General features: G+C 67.1%; 19 protein-coding genes and 2 pseudogenes. 8 read left to right on the forward strand and 13 right to left on the reverse strand.

Features of this window, described 5'->3' with window-relative positions; genetic code table 11:
* Positions 1-44: 44 nt before the first annotated feature.
* The 3 genes from istA (ACPYIS_RS11115) (at position 45) to ACPYIS_RS11125 (ending at position 3,092) form a co-directional block, all read left to right on the forward strand.
* A complete protein-coding gene (istA, locus tag ACPYIS_RS11115; protein WP_424894389.1) occupies positions 45-1,691 on the forward strand; it encodes an IS21 family transposase in 1,647 nt (548 codons plus the stop codon).
* Positions 1,688-2,452, forward strand: a complete 765-nt coding sequence (istB, locus tag ACPYIS_RS11120; protein WP_045786199.1) for an IS21-like element helper ATPase IstB — start codon at positions 1,688-1,690, stop codon at positions 2,450-2,452. Before istA (ACPYIS_RS11115) ends, istB (ACPYIS_RS11120) begins: the two co-directional genes overlap by 4 nt.
* 166 nt (positions 2,453-2,618) lie before the next feature.
* Positions 2,619-3,092 carry a hypothetical protein gene (locus ACPYIS_RS11125; protein ID WP_424894692.1) on the forward strand — a complete coding sequence of 158 codons (474 nt, stop codon included), beginning with the start codon at positions 2,619-2,621 and terminating at the stop codon, positions 3,090-3,092.
* A 129-nt stretch (positions 3,093-3,221) separates the two neighbouring features.
* On the opposite strand, the gene ACPYIS_RS11130 is transcribed toward ACPYIS_RS11125, so the two are convergent.
* The 7 genes from ACPYIS_RS11130 to ACPYIS_RS11160 form a co-directional block, all read right to left on the reverse strand.
* Positions 3,222-3,575, reverse strand: coding sequence for a DUF3147 family protein (locus ACPYIS_RS11130; RefSeq protein WP_424859215.1), 354 nt, complete (start codon positions 3,573-3,575; stop codon positions 3,222-3,224).
* A 35-nt stretch (positions 3,576-3,610) separates the two neighbouring features.
* Positions 3,611-3,985, reverse strand: coding sequence for a hypothetical protein (locus tag ACPYIS_RS11135; RefSeq protein WP_424859214.1), 375 nt, complete (start codon positions 3,983-3,985; stop codon positions 3,611-3,613).
* A gap of 58 nt (positions 3,986-4,043) precedes the next feature.
* A complete protein-coding gene (locus ACPYIS_RS11140; protein ID WP_424859213.1) occupies positions 4,044-7,166 on the reverse strand; it encodes an efflux RND transporter permease subunit in 3,123 nt (1,040 codons plus the stop codon).
* Positions 7,167-7,182: 16 nt separating this feature from the next.
* Positions 7,183-8,313: an efflux RND transporter periplasmic adaptor subunit gene (locus tag ACPYIS_RS11145; RefSeq protein ID WP_424859212.1), complete on the reverse strand. Its 1,131-nt coding sequence runs from the start codon at positions 8,311-8,313 to the stop codon at positions 7,183-7,185.
* The gene (locus tag ACPYIS_RS11150) at positions 8,310-8,888 is read right to left on the reverse strand and encodes a hypothetical protein (protein WP_424859211.1); all 579 of its coding nucleotides are present in this window, start codon (positions 8,886-8,888) and stop codon (positions 8,310-8,312) included. Before ACPYIS_RS11150 ends, ACPYIS_RS11145 begins: the two co-directional genes overlap by 4 nt.
* Positions 8,885-10,129, reverse strand: coding sequence for a TolC family protein (locus tag ACPYIS_RS11155; protein ID WP_424859210.1), 1,245 nt, complete (start codon positions 10,127-10,129; stop codon positions 8,885-8,887). Before ACPYIS_RS11155 ends, ACPYIS_RS11150 begins: the two co-directional genes overlap by 4 nt.
* A 96-nt stretch (positions 10,130-10,225) precedes the next feature.
* Complete coding sequence (locus ACPYIS_RS11160; RefSeq protein ID WP_424859209.1) at positions 10,226-10,579, reverse strand: hypothetical protein; 354 nt, start codon at positions 10,577-10,579, stop codon at positions 10,226-10,228.
* Positions 10,580-10,857: 278 nt separating this feature from the next.
* Here ACPYIS_RS11160 and istA (ACPYIS_RS11165) point away from each other — a divergent pair, with 278 nt between their 5' ends.
* Positions 10,858-12,504 carry an IS21 family transposase gene (gene istA, locus ACPYIS_RS11165; RefSeq protein ID WP_424894389.1) on the forward strand — a complete coding sequence of 549 codons (1,647 nt, stop codon included), beginning with the start codon at positions 10,858-10,860 and terminating at the stop codon, positions 12,502-12,504.
* The gene (gene istB, locus ACPYIS_RS11170) at positions 12,501-13,265 is read left to right on the forward strand and encodes an IS21-like element helper ATPase IstB (RefSeq protein WP_045786199.1); all 765 of its coding nucleotides are present in this window, start codon (positions 12,501-12,503) and stop codon (positions 13,263-13,265) included. The genes istA (ACPYIS_RS11165) and istB (ACPYIS_RS11170) overlap by 4 nt, the downstream gene beginning before the upstream one ends.
* On the opposite strand, the gene traN is transcribed toward istB (ACPYIS_RS11170), so the two are convergent.
* Together traN and ACPYIS_RS11180 are read right to left on the reverse strand one after the other, a co-directional pair.
* Entirely contained in the window at positions 13,246-13,536 is a 291-nt protein-coding gene (gene traN, locus ACPYIS_RS11175) for a conjugal transfer protein TraN (protein ID WP_425973586.1), read from the reverse strand. The two genes, istB (ACPYIS_RS11170) and traN, sit on opposite strands and share 20 nt — an antisense overlap.
* 41 nt (positions 13,537-13,577) lie before the next feature.
* Complete coding sequence (locus ACPYIS_RS11180) at positions 13,578-14,489, reverse strand: IS481 family transposase (protein WP_425974114.1); 912 nt, start codon at positions 14,487-14,489, stop codon at positions 13,578-13,580.
* A gap of 116 nt (positions 14,490-14,605) precedes the next feature.
* Here ACPYIS_RS11180 and ACPYIS_RS11185 point away from each other — a divergent pair, with 116 nt between their 5' ends.
* From ACPYIS_RS11185 to ACPYIS_RS11195, 3 genes are all read left to right on the forward strand, one after another.
* Positions 14,606-16,102, forward strand: coding sequence for an IS5 family transposase (locus ACPYIS_RS11185; RefSeq protein WP_425973569.1), 1,497 nt, complete (start codon positions 14,606-14,608; stop codon positions 16,100-16,102).
* Between the two features lie 191 nt (positions 16,103-16,293).
* Positions 16,294-16,770, forward strand: coding sequence for a hypothetical protein (locus ACPYIS_RS11190; protein ID WP_425973588.1), 477 nt, complete (start codon positions 16,294-16,296; stop codon positions 16,768-16,770).
* Positions 16,767-17,255 carry a hypothetical protein gene (locus ACPYIS_RS11195; RefSeq protein WP_425973589.1) on the forward strand — a complete coding sequence of 163 codons (489 nt, stop codon included), beginning with the start codon at positions 16,767-16,769 and terminating at the stop codon, positions 17,253-17,255. Before ACPYIS_RS11190 ends, ACPYIS_RS11195 begins: the two co-directional genes overlap by 4 nt.
* Before the next feature lie 5 nt (positions 17,256-17,260).
* On the opposite strand, the pseudogene ACPYIS_RS11200 reads toward ACPYIS_RS11195, so the two are convergent.
* The 4 genes and pseudogenes from ACPYIS_RS11200 to ACPYIS_RS11215 all read right to left on the reverse strand — a co-directional run.
* Positions 17,261-17,884: pseudogene (locus tag ACPYIS_RS11200) on the reverse strand (transposase zinc-binding domain-containing protein); the annotation flags it as partial.
* 236 nt (positions 17,885-18,120) lie between these two features.
* A pseudogene (locus ACPYIS_RS11205) lies at positions 18,121-18,753 on the reverse strand (TCP-1/cpn60 chaperonin family protein); the annotation flags it as partial.
* A gap of 589 nt (positions 18,754-19,342) precedes the next feature.
* The gene (locus tag ACPYIS_RS11210) at positions 19,343-19,756 is read right to left on the reverse strand and encodes an MgtC/SapB family protein (RefSeq protein ID WP_141056746.1); all 414 of its coding nucleotides are present in this window, start codon (positions 19,754-19,756) and stop codon (positions 19,343-19,345) included.
* A 399-nt stretch (positions 19,757-20,155) separates the two neighbouring features.
* Positions 20,156-22,687, reverse strand: coding sequence for a heavy metal translocating P-type ATPase (locus ACPYIS_RS11215; RefSeq protein WP_141056745.1), 2,532 nt, complete (start codon positions 22,685-22,687; stop codon positions 20,156-20,158).
* Positions 22,688-22,983: the final 296 nt, after the last annotated feature.

The following is a 22,983-nucleotide window of genomic DNA, read 5'->3' on the forward strand; positions in this document are numbered from 1 at the left end:
CAGGACGTTACTTTCACCCCCTCACCAACGAGGGGACCACCGGAGTGAACGTCTTGAAGCCACACTTGCAAACCACCATATGGACGCTGCTGGAGGCCAACGCCAGCCAGCGAGAGATCGAGCGGGTCACAGGTATCTCCCGTCACACCATCCGCGCCTACCGGCAACGCTTTGCGGCCGAACGGGCAAACTGCCCCGGGGTGGCCACCGGCTCTGAGGCGGTGGCCAGTCAAACTGCCCCACCCCGGCCACCGGCTCCTGCTGTTGCCCCTGCGCCACTGGCCTCCTCCCTGTGCGAACCCCACCGTGAGTTCATCCAGGCGCAGTTGCGTCTCAAGCGCAACGCCATGGCCATCTTCCAGGACCTGGTCGACCAGCACGGCTTTGCCGGCCAGTACAACTCCGTCAAACGCTTCGTGGCCCGACTGCGCCAGAAGGAGCCCGAGCAGTTCGACCGCCTGAGCTTCCTGCCCGGCGAGGAGATGCAGGTCGACTACGGCGAAGGCGCTCCCACCCGGGTGCCGGGTTCTGATCGGTACCGCAAACCCCGCCTGTTCGTGGCCACGCTGCGCTACTCGCGGGCAAGCTTTCGCTGCGTGGTCTGGAAGTCCAGCCACCAGATCTGGGCCGAGCTGCACGAGCGGGCCTTTCGCTTCTTTGGTGGTTGCCCCCAGTACGTGGTGCTGGACAACCTCAAGGAAGGCGTCATCACGCCCGACCTGTACGAACCCGAACTCAACAAGGTCTACGCTGCCACCCTGGCGCACTACCATGTGGTGGCCGACCCAGCCCGGGTACGCGACCCCAACCGCAAGGGCACGGTCGAGCACGCTATCGGCCACACCCAGGCCACGGCCTTGAAGGGCCGGCGCTTCGAGTCCATCGAGGCCCACAACGAGTTCCTGGCGCACTGGGAGAAGAACTGGGCGGCCAAGCGCATCCACGGCACCGAGCGGCGCCAGGTGCAGGCCATGTTCGAGGAAGAACGCGCCTACCTCAAGGCGCTGCCGCTGTTGGGCATGCAGTATTTCAGCGAGGTCGAGCGCACGGTGTGCGATGACAGTTGCGTGCGCGTCGCGCACAGCAGCTACGCCGCGCGCCCGGCGGCCATCGGATCGAAGGTGCTGGTGCGCATCTACGCCCAGCGCATCGAGATCCGTCAGGCCAGCACGGGCGATCTGCTGCGCACCCACCCCAAGGCCGAGCGTCCTGGCTCTGTCGTGCTGCCCCAGGACGAGCGGGTGTTCAACCCCTCGCGCGAGACCCGCTACATCCTGCGCCAGGCCAGCGAGATCGGCGAACATGCGGCCCGTCTGTGTGAGCTGCTCTTTGCCATCGAGGGGCGGGTCGGGCAGCGCAAGCTCTGGGGCATCGTGGCTCTGGTGCGGCGCTACCCGGCCCACTGCGTCAACGCCGCCTGTGCCCAGGCCCTGGAGCAGGGCATCTACAGCTACAAGCGCGTGCTGGCTTTGAGCGAGGGTCTTTTTGCCCAGGCGCTCGCCGCCATTGAAGCCCATGCCAGCGGTGACAACGGCGCGGTGCTCACCACCCCAGAGCTGACCCAGCAGCACGGGCTCATCCGCGATGTCGATGAGTACGGTGATCTCTTCGCGCACGCCGCAGCCACGGCCACGGCAACCGTATCCAGTACCACCGCTGCCACCACCACCGCACCGGGGAGCCTGGCATGAACCTGGCCGAGATCGAACGCGCGCTGCGCGAATTGCGCCTCTCGGGCATTGCCGAGACCCTGTCGACCCGCGTGATGCAGGCCCAGGCCAGCCAGGAGCCGTTCCTGGAGACCTTCGCCGCCATGCTGCAAGACGAGCTGGACCGGCGCCGAACGCGCCTGATGGAGCGCCGCTACAAGCGCTCGGGGCTGGATGAGAAGGTCACGCTGGCCGACTTTGACTGGCGCTTCAACCCCAAGCTGCCCAGATCGGCCTGCTTTGAGCTGCACACGCTCAAGTTCATCGCAGAGGGCGCCAATGCACTGATCGTGGGCAAGCCCGGCACGGGCAAGAGCCACTTGGCCAAGGCGGTGGCCTACCAGGCCACGCTGGCCGGTCACGATGTGCGCTATCTGGAGGCGGACACCGAGTTTGGCCGCTACGCGCTGGGCAATGCCACCGAGCGGGGCTCACTGCTCAAGGAGTGGGTGCAGCCCGACCTGCTGGTCCTGGATGACCTGTTCCTGGCGCGGCGCATCAGCGAGCACGCCGCCGAGGTGTTGCAGGCCATCGTGCACCAGCGCTACAAGTTGCGCAGGTCGATCGTGGTGACCTCCAACCGGGTGGTGCAGGACTGGGGTAAGTATCTGGGCGACGCCACCATGGCCACCACCATCCTGGACCGCCTGATGCACCGCTGCGCGATGCTGGAATTCGAGGGCAAGAGCTACCGCCTCAAGGAGGCCGCCGCGCGCATCGCCATCAGCCCTGAAGCCTCATAATTCGACCGTCCTGCCTGGAGCAGTTTGACCGGCCACAAGTGGGGCAGTTTGGGGTGGCCATCGGGGTCGATGCCGTGTCGACGATCCTGACCAAAACTGGGCCTCGGATGTCCTCCTCGAGAAGGAGGCCGATACCTACGCATCTCATCTGTTGATGCCCACCTCGATGTTCAACCCCCGCGTTAGGGCCCTGGGTAACCCTGGCTTTCGCGAGATCGAGGATTTGTCGGAGGTGTTCGCGACGAGCATTTTGGCGACCTGCATGCGAATCGCGGATATCAACACGCTGCCAGTCATCCTTGCATGTTATGGAGCGCATGGCGATCTTCGTTGGCGAAAGGTTGCTGCGGACGTGAATGGGCGCTGGTGGCTTCGACAGCATCTAGATGACGACAGCTTCGCGTACGACCTACTGCGCAATGGTAAACCGCACCCAAGCCCGGGCAAACAGCCGGCCGAAGTGTGGTTTGAGAACTTGGACGCAGACCAATACGAGATGCTGGAGTGCTGTATGCCAAGCCGCGCAGGTGAGGTCATCGCCCTGCTTTACCTTAGCACTGACATGCTCGACGCCCGTTACGACCCACACGTCGGCAAGCGGAAGTTCAATGAGCACGGATCGCGCGTCACTCGCAATTAGCGGCGCACCGCTCCATCCCGTCAATTGCGGGCAAGGATCGTCGGCACGGAAGCGCTTGTGTCCCCGCGCAAATGAAGCAGATCAGGGTTGGAAGATCCACGGTAAATGCAGATAAGGGCGCTGGCCCTTTCACGGCAGCAAGTCGATGCCGAAGGGGCGCACCGCCCAAGCCAGAACAGCAAAGCACAGGACCGTCACGAGCGCGGAGACGGCCAAGGTGGGCCAGAAGCCCAGCCGCTGCAGCAGCGCAGGAAACAGCAGGAACATCGGCAGCGTCGGCAGCACGTACCAGAAGGTGTATTTCGCGTGGTTGCCAATTTGCGCGGGCGGGCGTCCTTCAACCTGCAGCCAGATCAGCGTGAGGATGGTGACCAGCGGCAGGGCCGCGATCAGACCCCCTAGCCGGTCACTGCGCTTGGCAGCTTCGGAGACCAGCACGACCACCGCGGCCGTGATGAGGTACTTCACCGCAATCCAGCCCATCGCGTCTGCTCCCGCTGTTCCGCCGTCGTGTCCAGTCACTTCACGGTGAAGCGGACCGTCACCACCTTCTTGCTCGGCAACGTCAAGGCAGCCACCACTTTCGCCCCGGCGTTGAGCTTCACACCCTTGGCCTCCAGCTTGTTGTCACCCGCCGGCGTCAGTTCTGCCTCGCTCTTGTCGCTGCCGTTGAGCACGGTCAGCTTGCCGGTGGTGCCCTGAACGGCAAAAGGCTTCCCATGGTCTTCGACGTACAGCGTAGCGTTGCCATCCTTGGCCACCAGCTCGAAGCCCAGGTCGTTCGCGCTTTGCACGATCCCGCCGTGCTTGGCCTCGCCAGGTCCGTGGGCGTGCGCGGTGTTCAGGGCCAGCACCGCCGCGGCGGCGGCCAGGGTGTTCAGCAGTCTGTTCATGCGATTTCTCCTTCTTGGCAGCGTCTTTAAGGCGTCGCTGCGTTGGCCCATTCATGCCTCAGAACGCCTCGGCGTCCTCGCGTTGCAACAGCCTCTCCAACGGACGACGGCCCACGGCGGCAAACATCAGCGGCGTGATCAAGGTGTCCAGCAGTGTCGAACTGATCAAGCCGCCAAAGATCACCACCGCCACCGGGTGCAGGATCTCCTTGCCGGGCGCATCAGCGGCCAGCAGCAGCGGCGTCAGCGCAAAGGCCGCCACCAGCGCCGTCATGAGCACCGGCGTCAGCCGCTCCAAGGAGCCGCGCACGATCATCGGCTGGCCGAAGGTCTCGCCTTCGAACTTGCACAGGTTGATGTAGTGGCTGACTTTCAGGATGCCGTTACGCGTGGCGATGCCGGCCAGCGTGATGAAACCCACCATCGAGGCCACCGACAGGCTCACGTCGGCGATCCACATCGCCAGCACGCTGCCGATCAGCGCGAGCGGGATGTTGGCCATGATGACGCCGGCCAGCACCGCGGAGCGGTAGCGGGTGTAGAGCACCAGGAAGATCAGCGCCAGCGAGACCAGCGACAGCAGCACGATCAGCTGGGTGGCCTGCTCCTGTGCCTGGAACTGGCCTTCCAGGCTGACGAAGTAGCCGCCGGGGAGCTTGGTCTCGGCCACCGCCCGGCGGATGTCGCCGACCACCCGGCTCATGTCGGAGCCGTCGGTGTTGGCGTAGACGACGATGCGTCGGCGGCCGTTCTCGCGGCCGATCTGGTTCGGACCGTCACCTTCCTCGACCGAGGCGAAGCTCGACACCGGCACGCGGCCAGCGGGGGTGTCCACCACCAGGTTGGCCAGGTCCTTCGGCCCTCGGCGCTCGTCGGGCAGCCGCAGCACCAGCTCGTAGCGGCGGGCGCCGTCGACGATCTGGGCCAGCTCGCGTCCGTCGGTCAGCGTCTGCAGCGCTTCGACCGCCTGACCTGGGGACAGCCCAAGCTGCGCGGCCTTGCGGTGGTCGATGCGCAGCTTGATCTGCGGGATCAGCACCTGCCGCTCGACGGTCAGGTCCACCAGCCCGGGCACCGTGCCGAGCCGTTGCCGCAGCTGCTCGGCGACGCCGCGCAGCGTGTCCACGTCGTCGCCATACAGCTTGAGCGCGATCTGTGCACGCACACCGGACAGCAAGTGGTCCAGGCGGTGGGAAATCGGCTGGCCGATGGCCACCGCGGCCGGCAGCTGCGCGAGCCGGTCGCGGATGTCCGCCATCACCGCCTCGCGGCCGCGCTCCGAGCGTTTCAGGTCCACATCGATCTCGGCCGAGTGCACCCCCTCGGCGTGTTCGTCCAGCTCGGCGCGCCCGGTGCGGCGGCCGACCTGCACCACCTCCGGCACTTCGGCGATCAGCTTTTCGGCGACAGCGCCGATGCGGTTGGCTTCCTGCAGCGAGGTACCAGGGTTCAACAGCAGCGACAGCACTAGCGAGCCTTCGTTGAATGCCGGCAGGAAGCTGCGTGGAAAGAACGGGACGCTGGCCGCCGCGATCAAAGCGGCCACGGCGGCCGCACCAATCAACAGGCGAGCCCGCGGAAACGACCACACCAGCAGGCGCTCGTCGCGGCGCTTCAGCCATGCCACCAGCGGGCTGTCGCCGTGTTCAAGCCGCTTCATCTTCGGCAGCAGGTAGGCCGACAGCGCCGGCGTCACCGTCATCGACACCAGCATCGACGCGAGGATAGAGACGATGTAGGCGATGCCCAGCGGTGCAAACAGCCGCCCCTCGATGCCCGGCAGCGCAAACAGCGGCACGAACACCAGCACGACGATCAGCGTCGCGTAGACGATGCCCGAGCGCACCTCGACGCTGGCCTGACGCACCACCTCCAGCACCGGCAGCGGCTGGGCCGCCACCCGGTTTTGCTTGAGCCGCCGCACGATGTTCTCGACGTCGACCACCGCGTCGTCCACCAGCTCGCCGATCGCGATCGCCAGCCCGCCCAGCGTCATCACGTTGATCGACTGGCCCAGCAGCTTGAAGATCAAGGCGGTGACGGCCAGCGACAGCGGGATCGCCAGCAGCGAGATCAGTGTCGTGCGGGCCGACAGCAGGAAGGCGAACAGCACGATCGCCACCATCACCGCGCCGTCGCGCAAGGCCTCGGCCACGTTGGTGATCGAGGCGCGGATGAAGTCGGCCTGGCGGAACAGCACCTTCGGCGCGGCCAGGCCTGGCGGCAGGCCGGGTTGCAGTTCGGCGAGTGCAGCCTCGATCTCGCGGGTGAGCTTCACCGTGTCGGCGGTGGGCTGCTTTTGCACGCTGACGATCACTGCTGGTGCGCCGTTGTAGCCGGCGTCGCCGCGCTTGAGCGCTGGCGCAAAGCGCACGGCGGCCACCTGTTCCAGCAGGATCGGCCGTCCCTCGCGGAAGGCGACCGCAACGCCGGCCAGGTCCTCAGGCCGCGTGGTGCGGCCGATGTGCCGGATCAGGTACTCGCGGCTGTGCAGGTCGATGAAGCCGCCGCCCGCGTTGGCCGCGAACCCGCGCAGCGCGTCCTCGACCTGCTGCAGCGTCACGCCGAACTGCGCCATCCGCGCGGTGTCGGGCTCCACGCGCAGCTGCCGCACCTCGCCACCGATCGGAATCACCTGCGAAACCCCGGCAATCGACAGCAGCCGCGGGCGCAGCACGAAGTCCGCGTACTCGCGCGCCTGCATCGGCGTGGCCGGCGCCACCTTGGCCCCTGCAGGGGCGCTGATCGGCAACGCGACCAGCATCACCTCACCCATGATCGACGACACCGGGCCCATGACAGGCGCGATGCCGGCCGGCAGCTGCTCACGCACCAACGCCAGCCGCTCGGCGACGAGTTGCCGGTTCAGGTACTGGTTGGTGCCCCAATCGAACTCGGCATAGACGATCGACAGACCCACACCCGAGGTGGAGCGCACGCGCGTCACGCCCGGCATGCCGTTGAGCGCCGTCTCGATCGGAAAGGTCACCAGCTGCTCGACCTCCTCGGGCGCCATGCCGCCGGCCTCCGTCAGCACCGTGACCAGTGGCTTGTCGAGCGCGGGGAACACGTCCACCGGCGTGCGGGTGGCGGTGAGCGCGCCATAGGCCATCAACAGCACGGCCACCGCCAGCACAAACAGCCGGTTGGCCAGGCTGGCACGAACGATCCAGTTGAACATCGTCGCCCCGTGCCGTTCAGCGGATCTGGTTGACCAGGGCCGCGCCCTGCACGACCACGCGGTTGTCGGGAGCCAGGCCTCGGGTCACGATCACCGTGTTCGCGTCCAGCGGGCGGGCCTCGATGGGCTGCGGGATGAAGCGCTCGGCGCCGGACTTGATCCACACCACCGGTTCGTTGGCTGGGCTGCGGACCACGGCCGCCGCCGGCAGCACGACGCCTTTGACCTGTTCGGTGAGCTGCGCGATCACGGTGACCGGCTGACCAACCGCCAGCGCCACAGTGCCAGCTGGCGCGGTGGCCTTGAAGGTCAGGGGCAGCACACCTTCGCGCAACGAGGCTGCCGCGCCTACCAGCTGCAGCCGGTAGGCCGGCAACCCGGCAAGCTGCGCGCTGCGCAGGCGGCCGGCGAGCCCCGGATCGGCCGTCGTCGCCTCGACCATCAGCCGCGACGGGTCGACGATCTCGAACATCGTTTCGCGCGCCTCGACGACCTGGCCGGTCTGCACATCGGCACGCGCGATCACGCCCGCCACCGGCGCGACGACCGCTTCGCGTGCACGCAGGCTGCCGCCGATGCTGGCCTCGCGTGCCCTCAGGCTGGCCAGCTCGGCCCGCGCCGCCTCGATCTCCTTGCGCGGCGTCGTGCCTTCCAGCGATTCAAGCCGCCGCACCCGCTGCTCGGCGATCTGTCGGTCGGCGCGCAGTTTTGCCAGTTCCGCACGCTGGTTGGCTTCGGCAAACGGCTCGGCATGGTGGCGCAGATAAGCCAGCACCTGGCCGCGCTTGACCGCCTGGCCGGCCACCGGCAGTCCCTGTGGTCCGGCTTCGACCCGGCCGCCATGGATCGCCTGCACACGGCCACCGGCGTTCGGATCGACGATGACCCGGCCGTTCAGCTCCACCGTGGCGGCGGCTTGCGACATCGGCGCCAGCACCGTGCGCAGCTGCATCCGGCGCTGCGCCAGCTTCGGCACGTTGACGCTACCGTCGGGCAGCCGCATCAGCCCGGAGCCGGTGGACGCAGCGGGGCCGTCCAAGTGCTCGCCGTTTGGTCCGTGGGCGCCGGGAGCCGCATGCGCGGCGGTCAGCAGGGACACCAGCGTCACCAGCACGAAGCCGCGGGGACTACGACGCAACCAGGTCATGCGGCGCTCCTGGACAACGAAGACCCGCGCCTGCGGGACCACCAGACAAGGCCAAGCAGCACGGCCGCCACCAGCACCCCGACTGCCCACGCCCAGCTCTGCCAGGTCGCGGCAGCGTGATCCTTGTGCTCCGCCGGCGTCACCTTCAGCACGCCATCGAGCAGGTCGTTGTCGTTGGCTGCGGTGATCGTGATGACCAAGGGGTGCTCGCCGGGCTGCGAGATCGCCTTCAGAAATGCCTCGTCTGCCACCGCGTAGTCGCCGTGGTCGGCGTGGAATTTCGCCACCGCCTTGGCTTTGCCGGCTTCCACCTCTACCTTGGCGTTCAGCACCGGCTCGTTGGTGGCGTAGCGGTCGATCAGAAGGGACAGCTCTCCATCGGCCAGCGTGGCAACCAGTTCGAACAGGTCCGAGTGCGCTTCGACGCGCGGTGCGTCGGTGGCGGGACCATGGGCGTGGCCGCCAGGACCGTCCAGGTGTTCACCGTTGGGGCCATGCGCGCCGGGCGCGGCCAATGCCAGCCACGGGGCGAGCAACAGGGCGGCGAGCCAGCGCCGCGCGGAGATGCGGGTCATGGGGTGATTCCTTGTGCTTGGAGCAGGCGTGCACGGGCCAAGCCGAGCGCCGCCTGTGAGCGCTCGAGGTCGGCTTGGGCCGCGGCGGAGGCAGCCAGCGCGCGCAGCAGTTCCGGCAGGCTGTGATCGCCGGCGTTGAAGGCGCGCTGGACGAGCGCCGCCCGCTCGCTGACGAGCGCATGGCGCTGGCGATCGGCAGCCAGCCGCTCCAGCGCGGCGACATGGGCGTCCTCGGCTTGTTTCAGGGTGGCGTCCACCTGGGCGCGGACGACCTCCAGTTGCCGCTGCGCGACCAGCAGCGTGGAGGACGCCGCGGCCTCCAGCGGCCGGTTGCGCACGTCACCGCCCAGCGGAATTCGCACGCCAACACCGACGCTGTTGCGGGCCTGTGAATCGACACCGCCCGCTTCCTGGCGGTAGCGCAGCAGCAACTCCGGCGGGTCGCGCCGGTCGGCTGCGACTGCAGCCTGCTGACGTTGGGCGTGCTCGACCTGGCGTTCGGCCAACTGCAGATGTGGGTGAGACCCAGTCCCCGCCGCTGAGACCGGCACAGGCTCGTCCAGTTGTTCTGCGGCCGGCGCCGGCATGCCCGCCAGCACCACCCACTGCCGTTCCAGCTCGGTCAGGCGGAGTTGCGCATCGCGCACCGAGGCGACTGCCGAGAGCGCTTCGGCCCGGGCGGCTAGCGCGTCGGAACGCGCCAGGTCACCGGCCTGGACCCGGCGGTCCACGTCTGCGGCCAGCCGCTCAAGCATGTCCCGCTGGGCTTGCGCCTGCCGCAGCTCTGCCCGCGCCCCGACGACCCGCCACGCGAGTTCGCGCACCTGGCCGGCAATCTGCCAACGGCTGAAGGCGGCAGCAGCCTGGGCCATGGCGGTTTGCGCTTCAGCGGCCGCGGTCCGCTTGGCCCGCTGCCCGGGCATCCACAAGGGCAGCGCCGCAGCCAGCTCGGTTTCGCGGCCGGCGCCCGGCGCGCGCTCTAGCCACCGCTCATCGCGGTGCGACAGCTCGATCGCCGGGACAGCCGGCAACAGGCTGGAGGCCGCTGCTCGACTGGCTTCGGCCCTTAAAACCTGGCCCTGTGCCTCGGCGGCTTCCTGGGCGCGTTGCCATGCCGCGTCCACAGCTGTGCGCAGCGCAGAGGCCGAAGGCGCCGGCTGTTGAGCACTGGCAGCGAGGACGGCCAGCGCAAGAGGTATCGCACGCAAGCTGCGCACGGCCCGTGCAAGAAGGGGTTTCACGGTGTTCCGTTGACTCGTGGCCCTCCAGCGCCAAGCGGCACGGGAAGGCGCGACACCAAAGTCACTGCGGCGCGATGCCGCAGCGCGACTTGAAGCCTAGTCAGCGGAGGAGCGTGGAGGTCGCCTGGGCCCTTCGAGGTAGGGCGTAGGTATGCGTGAGATGGAATGGTCGGGGGGCGACGCGGCGACCAAGCGCAGGTGCGGCAGTGCGGGAGGCTCTGCCGGCATGGCTGGAGCGCCCAGCCACTGGTCGACCATCACGTGCTGCACCGACTCGTCGCTGTCATCGACGTGCACGCTGCCGTCGTCGTGGTGGTGGTGGGCCTGCTCCAGCAGGTGCGCCACGGCGTGGTCATCGCCGCTTGTCAGCACGAGCGCCTTCGCCACGGCGGCGAAGCCGTAGCAGGACAGCACGAGACTGAGAATGAAGGCGACAAGCCGGCGAGGCATGTGGGAATTGTACCGGCTCTTCGTCATTTCGTGTGGAACCCAACAGTCACAATGACTCCTGGTCGTCGAGCCCGGTGGGCATGTGTGCAGGCCGCTGGCCGGCCTGTGCACATGTCCACGAGGCCCCGGCGGCCACCCAAAGTGCTCCACTTATGGCCACCCAAATTGCTCCACCTGACCAGTGGTGACCTGATGCATTGAGCTTGGCATGTTGGTCGCCCGCTGGCCGACAGGCAGGACGTTACTTTCACCCCCTCACCAACGAGGGGACCACCGGAGTGAACGTCTTGAAGCCACACTTGCAAACCACCATATGGACGCTGCTGGAGGCCAACGCCAGCCAGCGAGAGATCGAGCGGGTCACAGGTATCTCCCGTCACACCATCCGCGCCTACCGGCAACGCTTTGCGGCCGAACGGGCAAACTGCCCCGGGGTGGCCACCGGCTCTGAGGCGGTGGCCAGTCAAACTGCCCCACCCCGGCCACCGGCTCCTGCTGTTGCCCCTGCGCCACTGGCTTCCTCCCTGTGCGAACCCCACCGTGAGTTCATCCAGGCGCAGTTGCGTCTCAAGCGCAACGCCATGGCCATCTTCCAGGACCTGGTCGACCAGCACGGCTTTGCCGGCCAGTACAACTCCGTCAAACGCTTCGTGGCCCGACTGCGCCAGAAGGAGCCCGAGCAGTTCGACCGCCTGAGCTTCCTGCCCGGCGAGGAGATGCAGGTCGACTACGGCGAAGGCGCTCCCACCCGGGTGCCGGGTTCTGATCGGTACCGCAAACCCCGCCTGTTCGTGGCCACGCTGCGCTACTCGCGGGCAAGCTTTCGCTGCGTGGTCTGGAAGTCCAGCCACCAGATCTGGGCCGAGCTGCACGAGCGGGCCTTTCGCTTCTTTGGTGGTTGCCCCCAGTACGTGGTGCTGGACAACCTCAAGGAAGGCGTCATCACGCCCGACCTGTACGAACCCGAACTCAACAAGGTCTACGCTGCCACCCTGGCGCACTACCATGTGGTGGCCGACCCAGCCCGGGTACGCGACCCCAACCGCAAGGGCACGGTCGAGCACGCTATCGGCCACACCCAGGCCACGGCCTTGAAGGGCCGGCGCTTCGAGTCCATCGAGGCCCACAACGAGTTCCTGGCGCACTGGGAGAAGAACTGGGCGGCCAAGCGCATCCACGGCACCGAGCGGCGCCAGGTGCAGGCCATGTTCGAGGAAGAACGCGCCTACCTCAAGGCGCTGCCGCTGTTGGGCATGCAGTATTTCAGCGAGGTCGAGCGCACGGTGTGCGATGACAGTTGCGTGCGCGTCGCGCACAGCAGCTACGCCGCGCGCCCGGCGGCCATCGGATCGAAGGTGCTGGTGCGCATCTACGCCCAGCGCATCGAGATCCGTCAGGCCAGCACGGGCGATCTGCTGCGCACCCACCCCAAGGCCGAGCGTCCTGGCTCTGTCGTGCTGCCCCAGGACGAGCGGGTGTTCAACCCCTCGCGCGAGACCCGCTACATCCTGCGCCAGGCCAGCGAGATCGGCGAACATGCGGCCCGTCTGTGTGAGCTGCTCTTTGCCATCGAGGGGCGGGTCGGGCAGCGCAAGCTCTGGGGCATCGTGGCTCTGGTGCGGCGCTACCCGGCCCACTGCGTCAACGCCGCCTGTGCCCAGGCCCTGGAGCAGGGCATCTACAGCTACAAGCGCGTGCTGGCTTTGAGCGAGGGTCTTTTTGCCCAGGCGCTCGCCGCCATTGAAGCCCATGCCAGCGGTGACAACGGCGCGGTGCTCACCACCCCAGAGCTGACCCAGCAGCACGGGCTCATCCGCGATGTCGATGAGTACGGTGATCTCTTCGCGCACGCCGCAGCCACGGCCACGGCAACCGTATCCAGTACCACCGCTGCCACCACCACCGCACCGGGGAGCCTGGCATGAACCTGGCCGAGATCGAACGCGCGCTGCGCGAATTGCGCCTCTCGGGCATTGCCGAGACCCTGTCGACCCGCGTGATGCAGGCCCAGGCCAGCCAGGAGCCGTTCCTGGAGACCTTCGCCGCCATGCTGCAAGACGAGCTGGACCGGCGCCGAACGCGCCTGATGGAGCGCCGCTACAAGCGCTCGGGGCTGGATGAGAAGGTCACGCTGGCCGACTTTGACTGGCGCTTCAACCCCAAGCTGCCCAGATCGGCCTGCTTTGAGCTGCACACGCTCAAGTTCATCGCAGAGGGCGCCAATGCACTGATCGTGGGCAAGCCCGGCACGGGCAAGAGCCACTTGGCCAAGGCGGTGGCCTACCAGGCCACGCTGGCCGGTCACGATGTGCGCTATCTGGAGGCGGACACCGAGTTTGGCCGCTACGCGCTGGGCAATGCCACCGAGCGGGGCTCACTGCTCAAGGAGTGGGTGCAGCCCGACCTGCTGGTCCTGGATGACCTGTTCCTGGCGCGGCGCATCAGCGAGCACGCCGCCGAGGTGTTGCAGGCCATCGTGCACCAGCGCTACAAGTTGCGCAGGTCGATCGTGGTGACCTCCAACCGGGTGGTGCAGGACTGGGGTAAGTATCTGGGCGACGCCACCATGGCCACCACCATCCTGGACCGCCTGATGCACCGCTGCGCGATGCTGGAATTCGAGGGCAAGAGCTACCGCCTCAAGGAGGCCGCCGCGCGCATCGCCATCAGCCCTGAAGCCTCATAATTCGACCGTCCTGCCTGGAGCAGTTTGACCGGCCACAAGTGGGGCAGTTTGGGGTGGCCATCGGGGGCGTTGGTTGCGACGGATCGCTACAACGATAGGTCTGCGTATATTTCATGCAGCCTGAGCCCAGGATGCTGTCCCACTGGGCACATGTTGAATTTGTCTGCCAGCAACCAGCATTGATCAAGGGTTGGCAGTAGTTGATTGCGTTGGGCTTGAGGCAGGTGTAAGTATCCTCGTATTCCCAACACGAGATATTCAATTGCGACAAACAAACCTGTGCGCCAGAAATCGTCTTGCACGGAGTAGAATCTACGTGTCAGGTCCCGGACGATTACGTGGTTTGAAGATGAAAAGATCGGGGCGTTGAGGGTACCACTTTTTCAAGGCCTCCAGAGGTGTTATGTGTCCGATTGCCTTCTGGGGTAAATGATGGTTGTACAGCCAAACATAACGGGTCAAGGTAGTCTCGAGGTCCTCGGCGCTGTTGAAGTGATGGGTGGCAAGGACCTCGGCAATACGGCCGTTGAAGCGTTCGACCATGCCATTGGTCTGAGGGTGTCTGGGCTTGGTGAGGCGATGCTCGATGCCAAGGGCCTGGCAGAGCTGATCGAACTCGTGCTTCCCGGACGGTGCGCGCGCGCCTGAGGCGAAGAGGCGATCCGTGAACTCCTTGCCGTTGTCGGTGAGGATGTGCGTGATTCTGACCGGGCAGGTCTTGTGCAAGGCCTTCAGGAAGCTTCTGGCCGCGGCTGCGGTCTTGTTTGGCTTAATCTGGATGAAGACCCAACGGGTGGCGCGGTCAATGGCGACGAAGAGATAACGCCTCTGATGTTCGTCGGGCATCTGCGGCAGGTACTTGACGTCGATGTGCAGGTAGCCCGGCATGTAGGTCTTGAATGGCTTGGAAGCAGGCGCATCCTTGGCTTCACTGGGCAGTTGGGATAGGCCATGGCGCTTGAGCAGACGATACAGCCCAGAACGTGAGGCCCGGGGGTTGATGAACTCCCGTGTGACCACCAGCAGATCGTCAAGGGGTAGCTGGAGGGTCTTGCGCAGCTCCACCACCAAAAGCTCCTGCGCCGGGGTGAGCGTCGTCTGCAAACGATGCGCGGTATGCGGGCGATCTTCCACAAAGTCCCGACGCTTCCAGCGGCGGATGGTGTCTTCGGATACGCCCAACTCGGCTGCCAAGGCCGCAACCGACAAGGACGAGGACTGGATGTAGTCGCCCCTGAAATATTCATAACCTCATGATTTTTCTTGTGTTATTGTCTGTTTGCGAGTACAATTTCCCCCAGATTTGATGGTCTGATGCGCCGTTTTCTGGGAGTTTTGCGATGTTTGCCTGCCCCGCCACCGAGGACTTCTTCCGCGCCCGGCTCGATCAGATGATCGACCTGCGCCATCCGCTGGCGGTGTTGTCCTCACGCATGCCGTGGCAGGAGTTGGAAGCAAGGCTGTCGCACCTGTTCATGCGCAAAGCGCGCTCTGGGGTGGCCATGCCCGATCTGGACCTCTTTGGCGAATCTCCGGTGCGCGCAGCTCGGGCGTCCAACGCAGGCCGACCCCGCGTGCCGCTGCGCGTGATGATCGCGCTGCTGTATCTGAAGCACGCCTTCAACGAGTCGGACGAAGGGGTGGTGGAGCGTTGGCGCGACACGCCGCGCTGGCAGTACTTCTCGGGTCTGGCCTACTACGAGGACCGGCTGCCGTGTGACGCCACGACGCTGGTGAAGTTTCGCCGGCTGCTGGGCGAGGAGGGGGTGGAAGAACTCCTGGCGCAGACGATCAACGTGGCGGTGGAAACCGGACTCATCAAGCCGCAGGAACTCAAGCGCGTGGTGGTGGACACCACCGTACAACCCAAGGCGGTGGCCCATCCGACCGACAGCCGGCTGCTGGAGACGGCACGCACCAAGCTGGTGGAGGCGGCCAAGGCCGCCGGCATCGCCTTGAAGCAGACCTTTGCCAAGGAAGGCAAGGAGCTGGCCCGCAAGGCAGGACGCTATGCGCACGCGCGGCAGTTTGCGCGCATGCGCCGGGTCATCAAGCGTCAGCGCACCATCGTGGCCAGGCTGCAGCGGGAGATCGAGCGCAAGGCCAGCCGCCTGGGGCAGGCCATCCAGAGCGCTCTTGGCCACACCCTCAACAAGGCAGCGCGTCTGGTGGCGCAGACTGCCAACCGAAAGACCGCCGACGGGACTCGAAAGCTCTACGCCTGGCACGCGCCGGAGGTGGAGTGCATCAACAAGGGCAAGGCCCGCTGCCCTTACGAGTTCGGCGTCAAGGTCGGCATTGCCAGCACCCTGAAGCACAGCCTCATCGTCGGAGCCCGGGCCTTCCATGGCAACCCCTACGACGGGCACACGCTGCAAGCGCAGCTGGAGCAGGCCACGATCCTGATGCAGGACAGCGGCATCAAGCCCAACACGGCCTATGCCGACTTGGGCTACCGCGGGGTGGAGGCCGACATTGCGGATGTGCGCCTGGTGCACCGCGGCAAGATCAAGCGCCTGACGCACGAGGAGCGCAGACTGCTCAAGCGCCGCCAGGCCATCGAGCCGGTCATCGGGCACTTGAAGCAGGATCACCGCATGGACAGGTGCCACCTCAAGGGCGAGCAGGGTGACCGGCTGCACGCGGTGCTGTGCGCGGCGGGCTACAACATCCGCTGGCTGCTGCGCATGATCGCCAACAAGGGCGTGCCCTTCTTGAGGCGAGCTTTTTTGCGCCTCATTGCGGCCGTGCGCCTCATCGGCCGGTGGCTCGCCCAGCGGCGGCCAACCGAGACCAGTGGCGCCAACCCTGCCCAGCTGCGGCTAAGGGCGGCGTGAAAATGAATTTTTCAGGGACGACGATGTAGGCGCGGGTGGCGGGGGTTGTGGTGGCGTTTTTGTGTAGGCGAATAATCATGGTTGAGCGCTCCGGAGGTTGTCGATCAGCTCTCGCATCACTGCGCGACTAACGAAGAGTGCACGACGCGAAGGATCTATGCAATCGTCCGGAACCCTACAACTAACGAAGAGTGCACGACGCGAAGGATCTATGCAATCGTCCGGAACCCTACACCTACCGCTACTACGTCCCCTACCTGCACAAGCGCCGCAACGCGGGCGCGAGCCTGGCGCCGGACGCCCCGGACGTCGGCCACCTGCCCGCGGCCGAGATCGAGAACGCGGTGCTGACGCAGATCCACGCGGCGCTCTCGGCGCCGGAGGTGCTGATCGGCACCTGGCGGGCGTGCCAGCGCCACCCGGCCGGTGCCGCCCTCGATGAGGCGCAGGTGGTGGTGGCGATGCGACGCATCGGCGACGTGTGGGCGCAGTTGTTCCCGGCCGAGCAGCAACGCATCGCGCGGCTGCTGATCGAGCGGGTCCAACTGCATGAGCACGGACTCGACATCCTCTGGCGCGAGGACGGCTGGCTGGGATTGGGGCCCGAGATCGGCGCGCATCCCTTGGTCGGCGAGTGCCGCGCGAGCGCCGAGGAGGTCTTGGCATGACCCGCTCGCCTCCCGATCCGACGCCGAACTCCCGCCGCCGCGCGATCCGGGTCGAGGTCGGCAACGACGCGCGCAGCTACGTCAGCGACGGGCAGCGGGTGACCCTGGTGCCCCTGACGATCAAGCGCCGGCAAAACCGCAAGCTCCTGATCCCGCCGACGCCCGAGTCCGCAGCCGCAGCCATGGGCGGCCTGGATGCGCCGATGATCAAGACGCTGGGCAAGGCCTTCTACTGGAAGCGACTGCTCGACGAGGGGCGCTATCCCACGACGACCGAGCTGGCACGCTCCCTGAAGTTGGAGCCCGGCTGGGTGGCCGAGGTGCTGCGCCTGACCCTGCTGGCCCCCGACATCGTCGAGGCCATCCTGGACGGGCGCCAGCCCCGCCATCTGAACCTGCAGACCCTGCGTGGCCGGCACGATCTGCTGCCCCGCGACTGGGCCGAACAGCGCCGGCTGCTGGGTTTTCCGCCACCGGCCCAGTGACCGGCCGCACGGGTGCGGTGCAGGCGCGGCTTGCGCTGCGGACGCTCGGTGGTGTCCTCGTACACGCCGTCGAGCCACAGCATGTGGAAGTGGATGTTGAGATTCAGCGCGCTGCCGAAGCGCTGGATCAGGATCACCGCACCGCATTGCGCCGTATCCCGCGGCACGCCGGCCTGATCGGCAAGCCAACCGGCGATCACACGATGCACGATGCCCAGCACCGGGCCGATCGCCTCAGGCTTGCTGGCGAACAGGAAGCGCAACGGGTACGGAAAACTCAGCACCCATTGCCGCACCGGCCGCGGGCCGAACACCTCGTCCACCAGGTGCCGCGCGCTCTCGGCCATGCGCCGCGCCCCGCAGCTGGGGCAGAAGCCGCGCTTCTTGCAGGAATACGCCACCAGCCTCTCGGCACGACAGTGCTCGCAGACCACGCGCAGGAAGCCGTGCTCGAGCACGCCGCAACGCAGGTAGGCATCGAACTCCTCGCGCACATACTCGGGCAGCGGGCGGTCTTCGGCCTCAAGACGCGCGAGAAAGTCCGGCCAATGCGCCTGCACCAGCGAATACAGCAGCGTGCGCTCGGGCAGGTGGCGCGCGTAACGCGCAGCGGCGTGGGCGGCCGGCAGTGGCGCGCACACCTCGGCCTGCCGCCGGGGTGCGGTCAGGCGCGGCACGCAGCGCTCCGTTGCAGGGACGGCTGCTCAGGGTTGCGCCCGCGAGCACGCGTTCATATCGGCGTTTTCTGATCTTCGCGTCAGACATTGCCGCGGGGCGGGTAGGAAGTCTCCCGCCTCGGACGCCAGAACGCACAAAGCCCGGCACGAGGCCGGGCTTTGTGGTCTTGCTTGATGGATCGCGGGGCTTAGAAATCCATGTCGCCCATGCCGCCCATGCCGGCGCCGGCGGCCTTCTCGTCCTTCTTCGGCAGCTCGCCGACCATCGCCTCGGTGGTGATCATCAGGCCGGCGATCGAGGCGGCGTTCTGCAGCGCGGTGCGGGTCACCTTGGTCGGGTCGAGGATGCCCATCTCGAGCATGTCGCCGAACTGGCCGGTGGCCGCGTTGTAGCCGAAGCTGCCGGTGCCTTCCTTCACCTTGTTGACGATGACGGACGGCTCCTCGCCGGCGTTGGTGACGATCTCGCGCAGCGGCGCTTCCATCGCGCGCAGCGCGATCTGGATGCCGTGATTCTGATCCTCGTTGGCGCCCTTGAGCTCGGCGATGGCCGCACGCGCGCGCAGCAGCGCCACGCCGCCGCCCGGCACGATGCCTTCCTCGACCGCCGCGCGGGTCGCGTGCAGCGCGTCCTCGACGCGCGCCTTCTTCTCCTTCATCTCGACTTCCGTCGCGGCGCCGACCTTGATCACCGCCACGCCGCCGGCGAGCTTCGCCACGCGCTCCTGCAGCTTCTCGCGGTCGTAATCGGAGGTGGTCTCCTCGATCTGCGCCTTGATCTGCTTGATCCGCGCCTGGATCGCGTTGCCGTCGCCGGCGGCAGCGCGGCGGCGACCACGATGTCCGCCCATCCGGAGCCGGTCAGCCAGACCGCGCCCGCCGTCAGCAGAACGGCGACGCCTTCCATCACGTCGTTGCGGGAGCACTCCCAGGACGACGCCATGTTGATGTCGCCATGCCGGAAGGGTGTGAGCAGTCGCAGGCAATAGACGTTCGCCGCCAGGTTCAGTACGGCCGCCACGGACATCGTGTCCAGTGCCGGGGCCGAGGGCTCGCCGATGCGGATGGCGAGCTGGACGGCGACGCCCATTGCCGCAGCGAGAATCAACGCCGCCTTGAGCAGGCTGACTCGCGCCTTCCAGGGGGCCGGGCGGCCGACGACAGCGAGGCTTGCGCCGTACGTCAGCGCATCGCCCAGGTTGTCCAGCCCACCCGACAACAGGGACACCGATCCGCTCGCCAGCGACGCGACCAGCATCATCGCGAAGGTAGATGCATTGATCGCGAGCACGATCTTGAGCGCCCGCCGCTGCTCCGCCTGCAGGCGTTCGACGTCGGGCCCGGGCCCGCAACATGCCTTACCCATGGATCGCTTCCTCCGTCACGTCGCTTGTCGCCTGTCCACCGCACTCACTTCCGGCCGCCATCGGGGACCAGGCGCGGAATCACGGCGGTCACGAACAGAGCCACGCCCGTGGCGATGATCGCCAGGAGCGCATTGCCGAGCCCGGCAGCGACGCCGATCGCCGAGGTGAGCCAGATGCTCGCCGCGGTGGTCAGCCCTTCGACACGCATGTCCCGCTGCAGCTTGAGGATCGCGCCGGCGCCGAGGAAACCGATACCCGACACCACGCCCTGGACGACCCGCGTGTTGTCGGCCTGCGAAACGCCTGCGTAGAGCGGCGCCATCACGAACAGCGCCGAACCAACGGACACCAGGATGTGAGTCTTCAGCCCTCCCGATCGCTCCTTCTTCTCGCGCTCGTACCCGATGGCGCCGCCGAGCACCGCCGCCAGCAGCAGTCGAAGGCTGCTGACCAGCATGACCCTAGAAACGGCAGTTGACCGCTCGCTATCCTTGGGCAACCTGCATGAATGCTGACTTTCACGGCTTCGGTCGCGTTCACCTGTTGGGTGAGCGCGCTATGCACCCGATCGCACCGCGCTGGTCGCGCCATGCGGCGTTGCTCGTCCTCGCAGGCACGGGCCTGCCGCGTCCTCACGCCTTGCCTGACGCGCCCATCACGGCACGCTCGGGCGCATCCAACTGCCGTTTCTAGGATGACCGAAGCGCCGGGCATAGCGAACTCCGCCGCCAGTGCAGCCGTGAGGTCGGTGGGCATGTTCATGACACCGCCCGGTTCATCGGGCAGCCGTGCGGGCAGGCTCGCCGGCCCGACGCCATTCGAAGGGCCGAGTGCGGCACGTATCCGCCTCGCCGGCTCATCGAGCGGCCTCCCGATAGGCAAGCAACCGCAGCGCATTGAACACGACCAGCAGCGTGGAGCCCTCGTGCACCGCTACCGCGGGCCCGATGCCCAATCCGAAGATCGTGGCGGGAACGAGAACGGCGACGATGCCGAGGCTCACGTACACGTTCTGCAGGATGATCGCGCGGGTCTTCCGGCTGAGCCCGACCGCGAACGGCAGGTTCGACAGGTCATCGGCCATCAGTGCGACGTCGGCGGTCTCCATCGCCACGTCGGACCCGGCGGCGCCCATCACCACGCCCACGGTCGCGCTAGCCATGGCGGGCGCATCGTTGACGCCGTCGCCGACCATAGCCACCTTCTGTTCGGCCCTCAGCTTCTTGATCGCCTCGACCTTGTCCTGTGGCATCAGATCGCCCCAGGCCTCATCCAGCCCGACCTCCCGGGCGATGGCCTCGGCCACCTTCTGATGGTCGCCGGAGATCATGATCATCCGCCGGATGCCCATCGCCTTGAGCCGAGCGAGCGCCGCCCTGGCTGCTTCGCGGGGCGTATCCATGAGGCCGATCGCGCCGAGGTCGTCGCGGCCGCGACGCACGACCATGCTGGTGCGCCCCTGCTCCCGAAGCGCGGCAATCGCGGCGGCCATCTCGTCCGACAGCGGCGCGATCCCATCCGTGCCGAACATCTCGGCCTTGCCGATGTAGACCGTTTCGCCCGCGAGTTGCGCTTTGACGCCGCGGCCAATGAGGTTTTCGAGGTCGGTGGCCGGGGGCACGTCGGCGCCGCCGAGGCGTGCGCGCCCGTCGGTCGCGATCGCGCGAGCCAGCGGATGATCGCTGAGGCTCTCGACCGCGACCGCGACGCGGAGCAGCTCGGCGGGGTCCACGCCGCTGGCTGGGACCACATCGGTGATGCGAGGCTTCCCCTCGGTCAGCGTGCCGGTCTTGTCGAACGCAATGGCCGACACGGATCCGAGGTTCTCCAGCGGTCCCCCGCCTTTCACCAGCACGCCGCCGCGCGCTGCGCGGGCGATGCCGGACAGCACGGCGCTGGGCGTCGCGATCGCCAAAGCGCACGGGCTGGCCGCCACCAGCACGGCCATCGCGCGATAGAAGCTGTCCCGGAACGGTTCGTCCACCACCACCCAGGCGAACAGCAACAGCACCGCCAGCACGAGCACCGCCGGCACGAAGACGCGCTCGAAGCGGTCGGTGAAGCGTTGCGTCGGCGACTTCTCCGTCTCCGCCTCGCTGACCATTCGGACCACCTTCGACAGCACGCTGTCGCTGGACTTGCGCGTGACCTCGATCTCGATGACGCCGCTTCCGTTGATCGTGCCCGCAAAGACGCGGTGCGCGGCATCGATGCCGTCCGGATTGGCGCGGGCCGCTGCCGGGTCGGGGACTGCACGCTTGTCGACCGGAATGCTCTCCCCGGTCACCGGCGCCTGGTCGATGCTGCTGTCGCCGGCGATGATGAAGCCGTCGGCCGGCAGGCGGGAATTGGGCTTGACGACCACGACGTCGCCGAGCGCGAGCTCCTCCACGGGGATGTCGACCAAGGCCCCGCCACGCCGCACGGTCGCGGTCCGCGGCGCGAGTTCGGCCAGCGCCTCGATCGCCCGCTTCGCGCGCCCCATGGCGTAATGCTCGAGGGCATGCCCGAAGCTGAAGAGAAACAGCAGGAGGGCGCCCTCCGCCCACTCACCGAGCGCGGCCGCGCCCCCCGCTGCAACGAGCATGAGGGTGTCGATCTCGAACCGCTTCATTCGCAGGTTGTCGAGCGCCTCGCGCGCCGTGAACCAGCCGCCGAACCCATAGGCACCGACGTAGGCGGCGAGCGGGATCCACGTCGGCACCGTCGCGAAGCGCTCGAGCAGGAACCCGATCAGCAGTAGCACGCCGCACGCCAGCGCGAAGCGCAACTCCGTCCCCGACCAGAAGCCGCCGTCGCCGTGGGAATGGCCGTGCTCGTCGCCCTTGCCGTGCTGGTCGCGTTCATCGGGCGCCGCTTGATCGGAGTGCCCATCCCGCGTGCCGCGCCCGCCATGCGCCGACTCATCGATCCCGGCGCCCCGACCCCCTGCGGTCGTAGCTGCCACGCCAGTCGCGCCTGCAAGGCGCTCGAGTTCTGCGCGGATGGCCTCCTCCGAGCTGACGGTTCGATCGAACTCCACGCGCGCCACGCCGCTCGCGCTGACCGCGCCATCCAACACCCCCGGGATCGACCGCAGGTGCTCGGTAAGCGAACGCGCCCGCCGGGCGTGCGGCGCACCGACATGCCAGATCGCGTGCCCGAACTGCGCCGAAACCTGCGCGCCTGCGGCGATCACCAGCTGACGGATCCGCGGCAGCGTCAGCACCGACGGGTCGTAATGCACGCACAGTTGTGGGGGCGCGGACTCGCTCGCCGCAACGACGTGCGCCTTAGAAACGCCCTCTCGCGCCTGCAGGTCGGCGAGCAGCCGGCCGACACAGCGATCGGCTGCGTCGGTCACCTCGGGGAGGACGAGGGGAATGTCGATGCGAAGCGGGTCGGTCATGGGCGATGTCCTCGGTTCTCGACGCGGTGGCCGGTGGGTCGAAAGGGAAACGCGAAGGGTATAGGAAGTTCAACCGCCCTTTTTTGCGAATCTGGCGGGTAGGAAGCGGCCGCGCAAGCGCCGCTTTGGGCACAGATCGGGCACAGATCGGGGGTTCATGCGTGGGTTTTCGACATCGCGGGGCCACGCAGCGGCTCAGTGCGTAGCCATTTCTCACCGAATCCCGGCACAGGGCCGAGCGCAGCCCTGCGGGGTCGTGGCCGCATCGGATCGGATTCTGCTTTCGCTTCCGGTTG

This window comes from Tepidimonas sp. HKU78, from assembly GCF_049860815.1.
Classification (GTDB): Bacteria; Pseudomonadota; Gammaproteobacteria; order Burkholderiales; family Burkholderiaceae_C; genus Tepidimonas.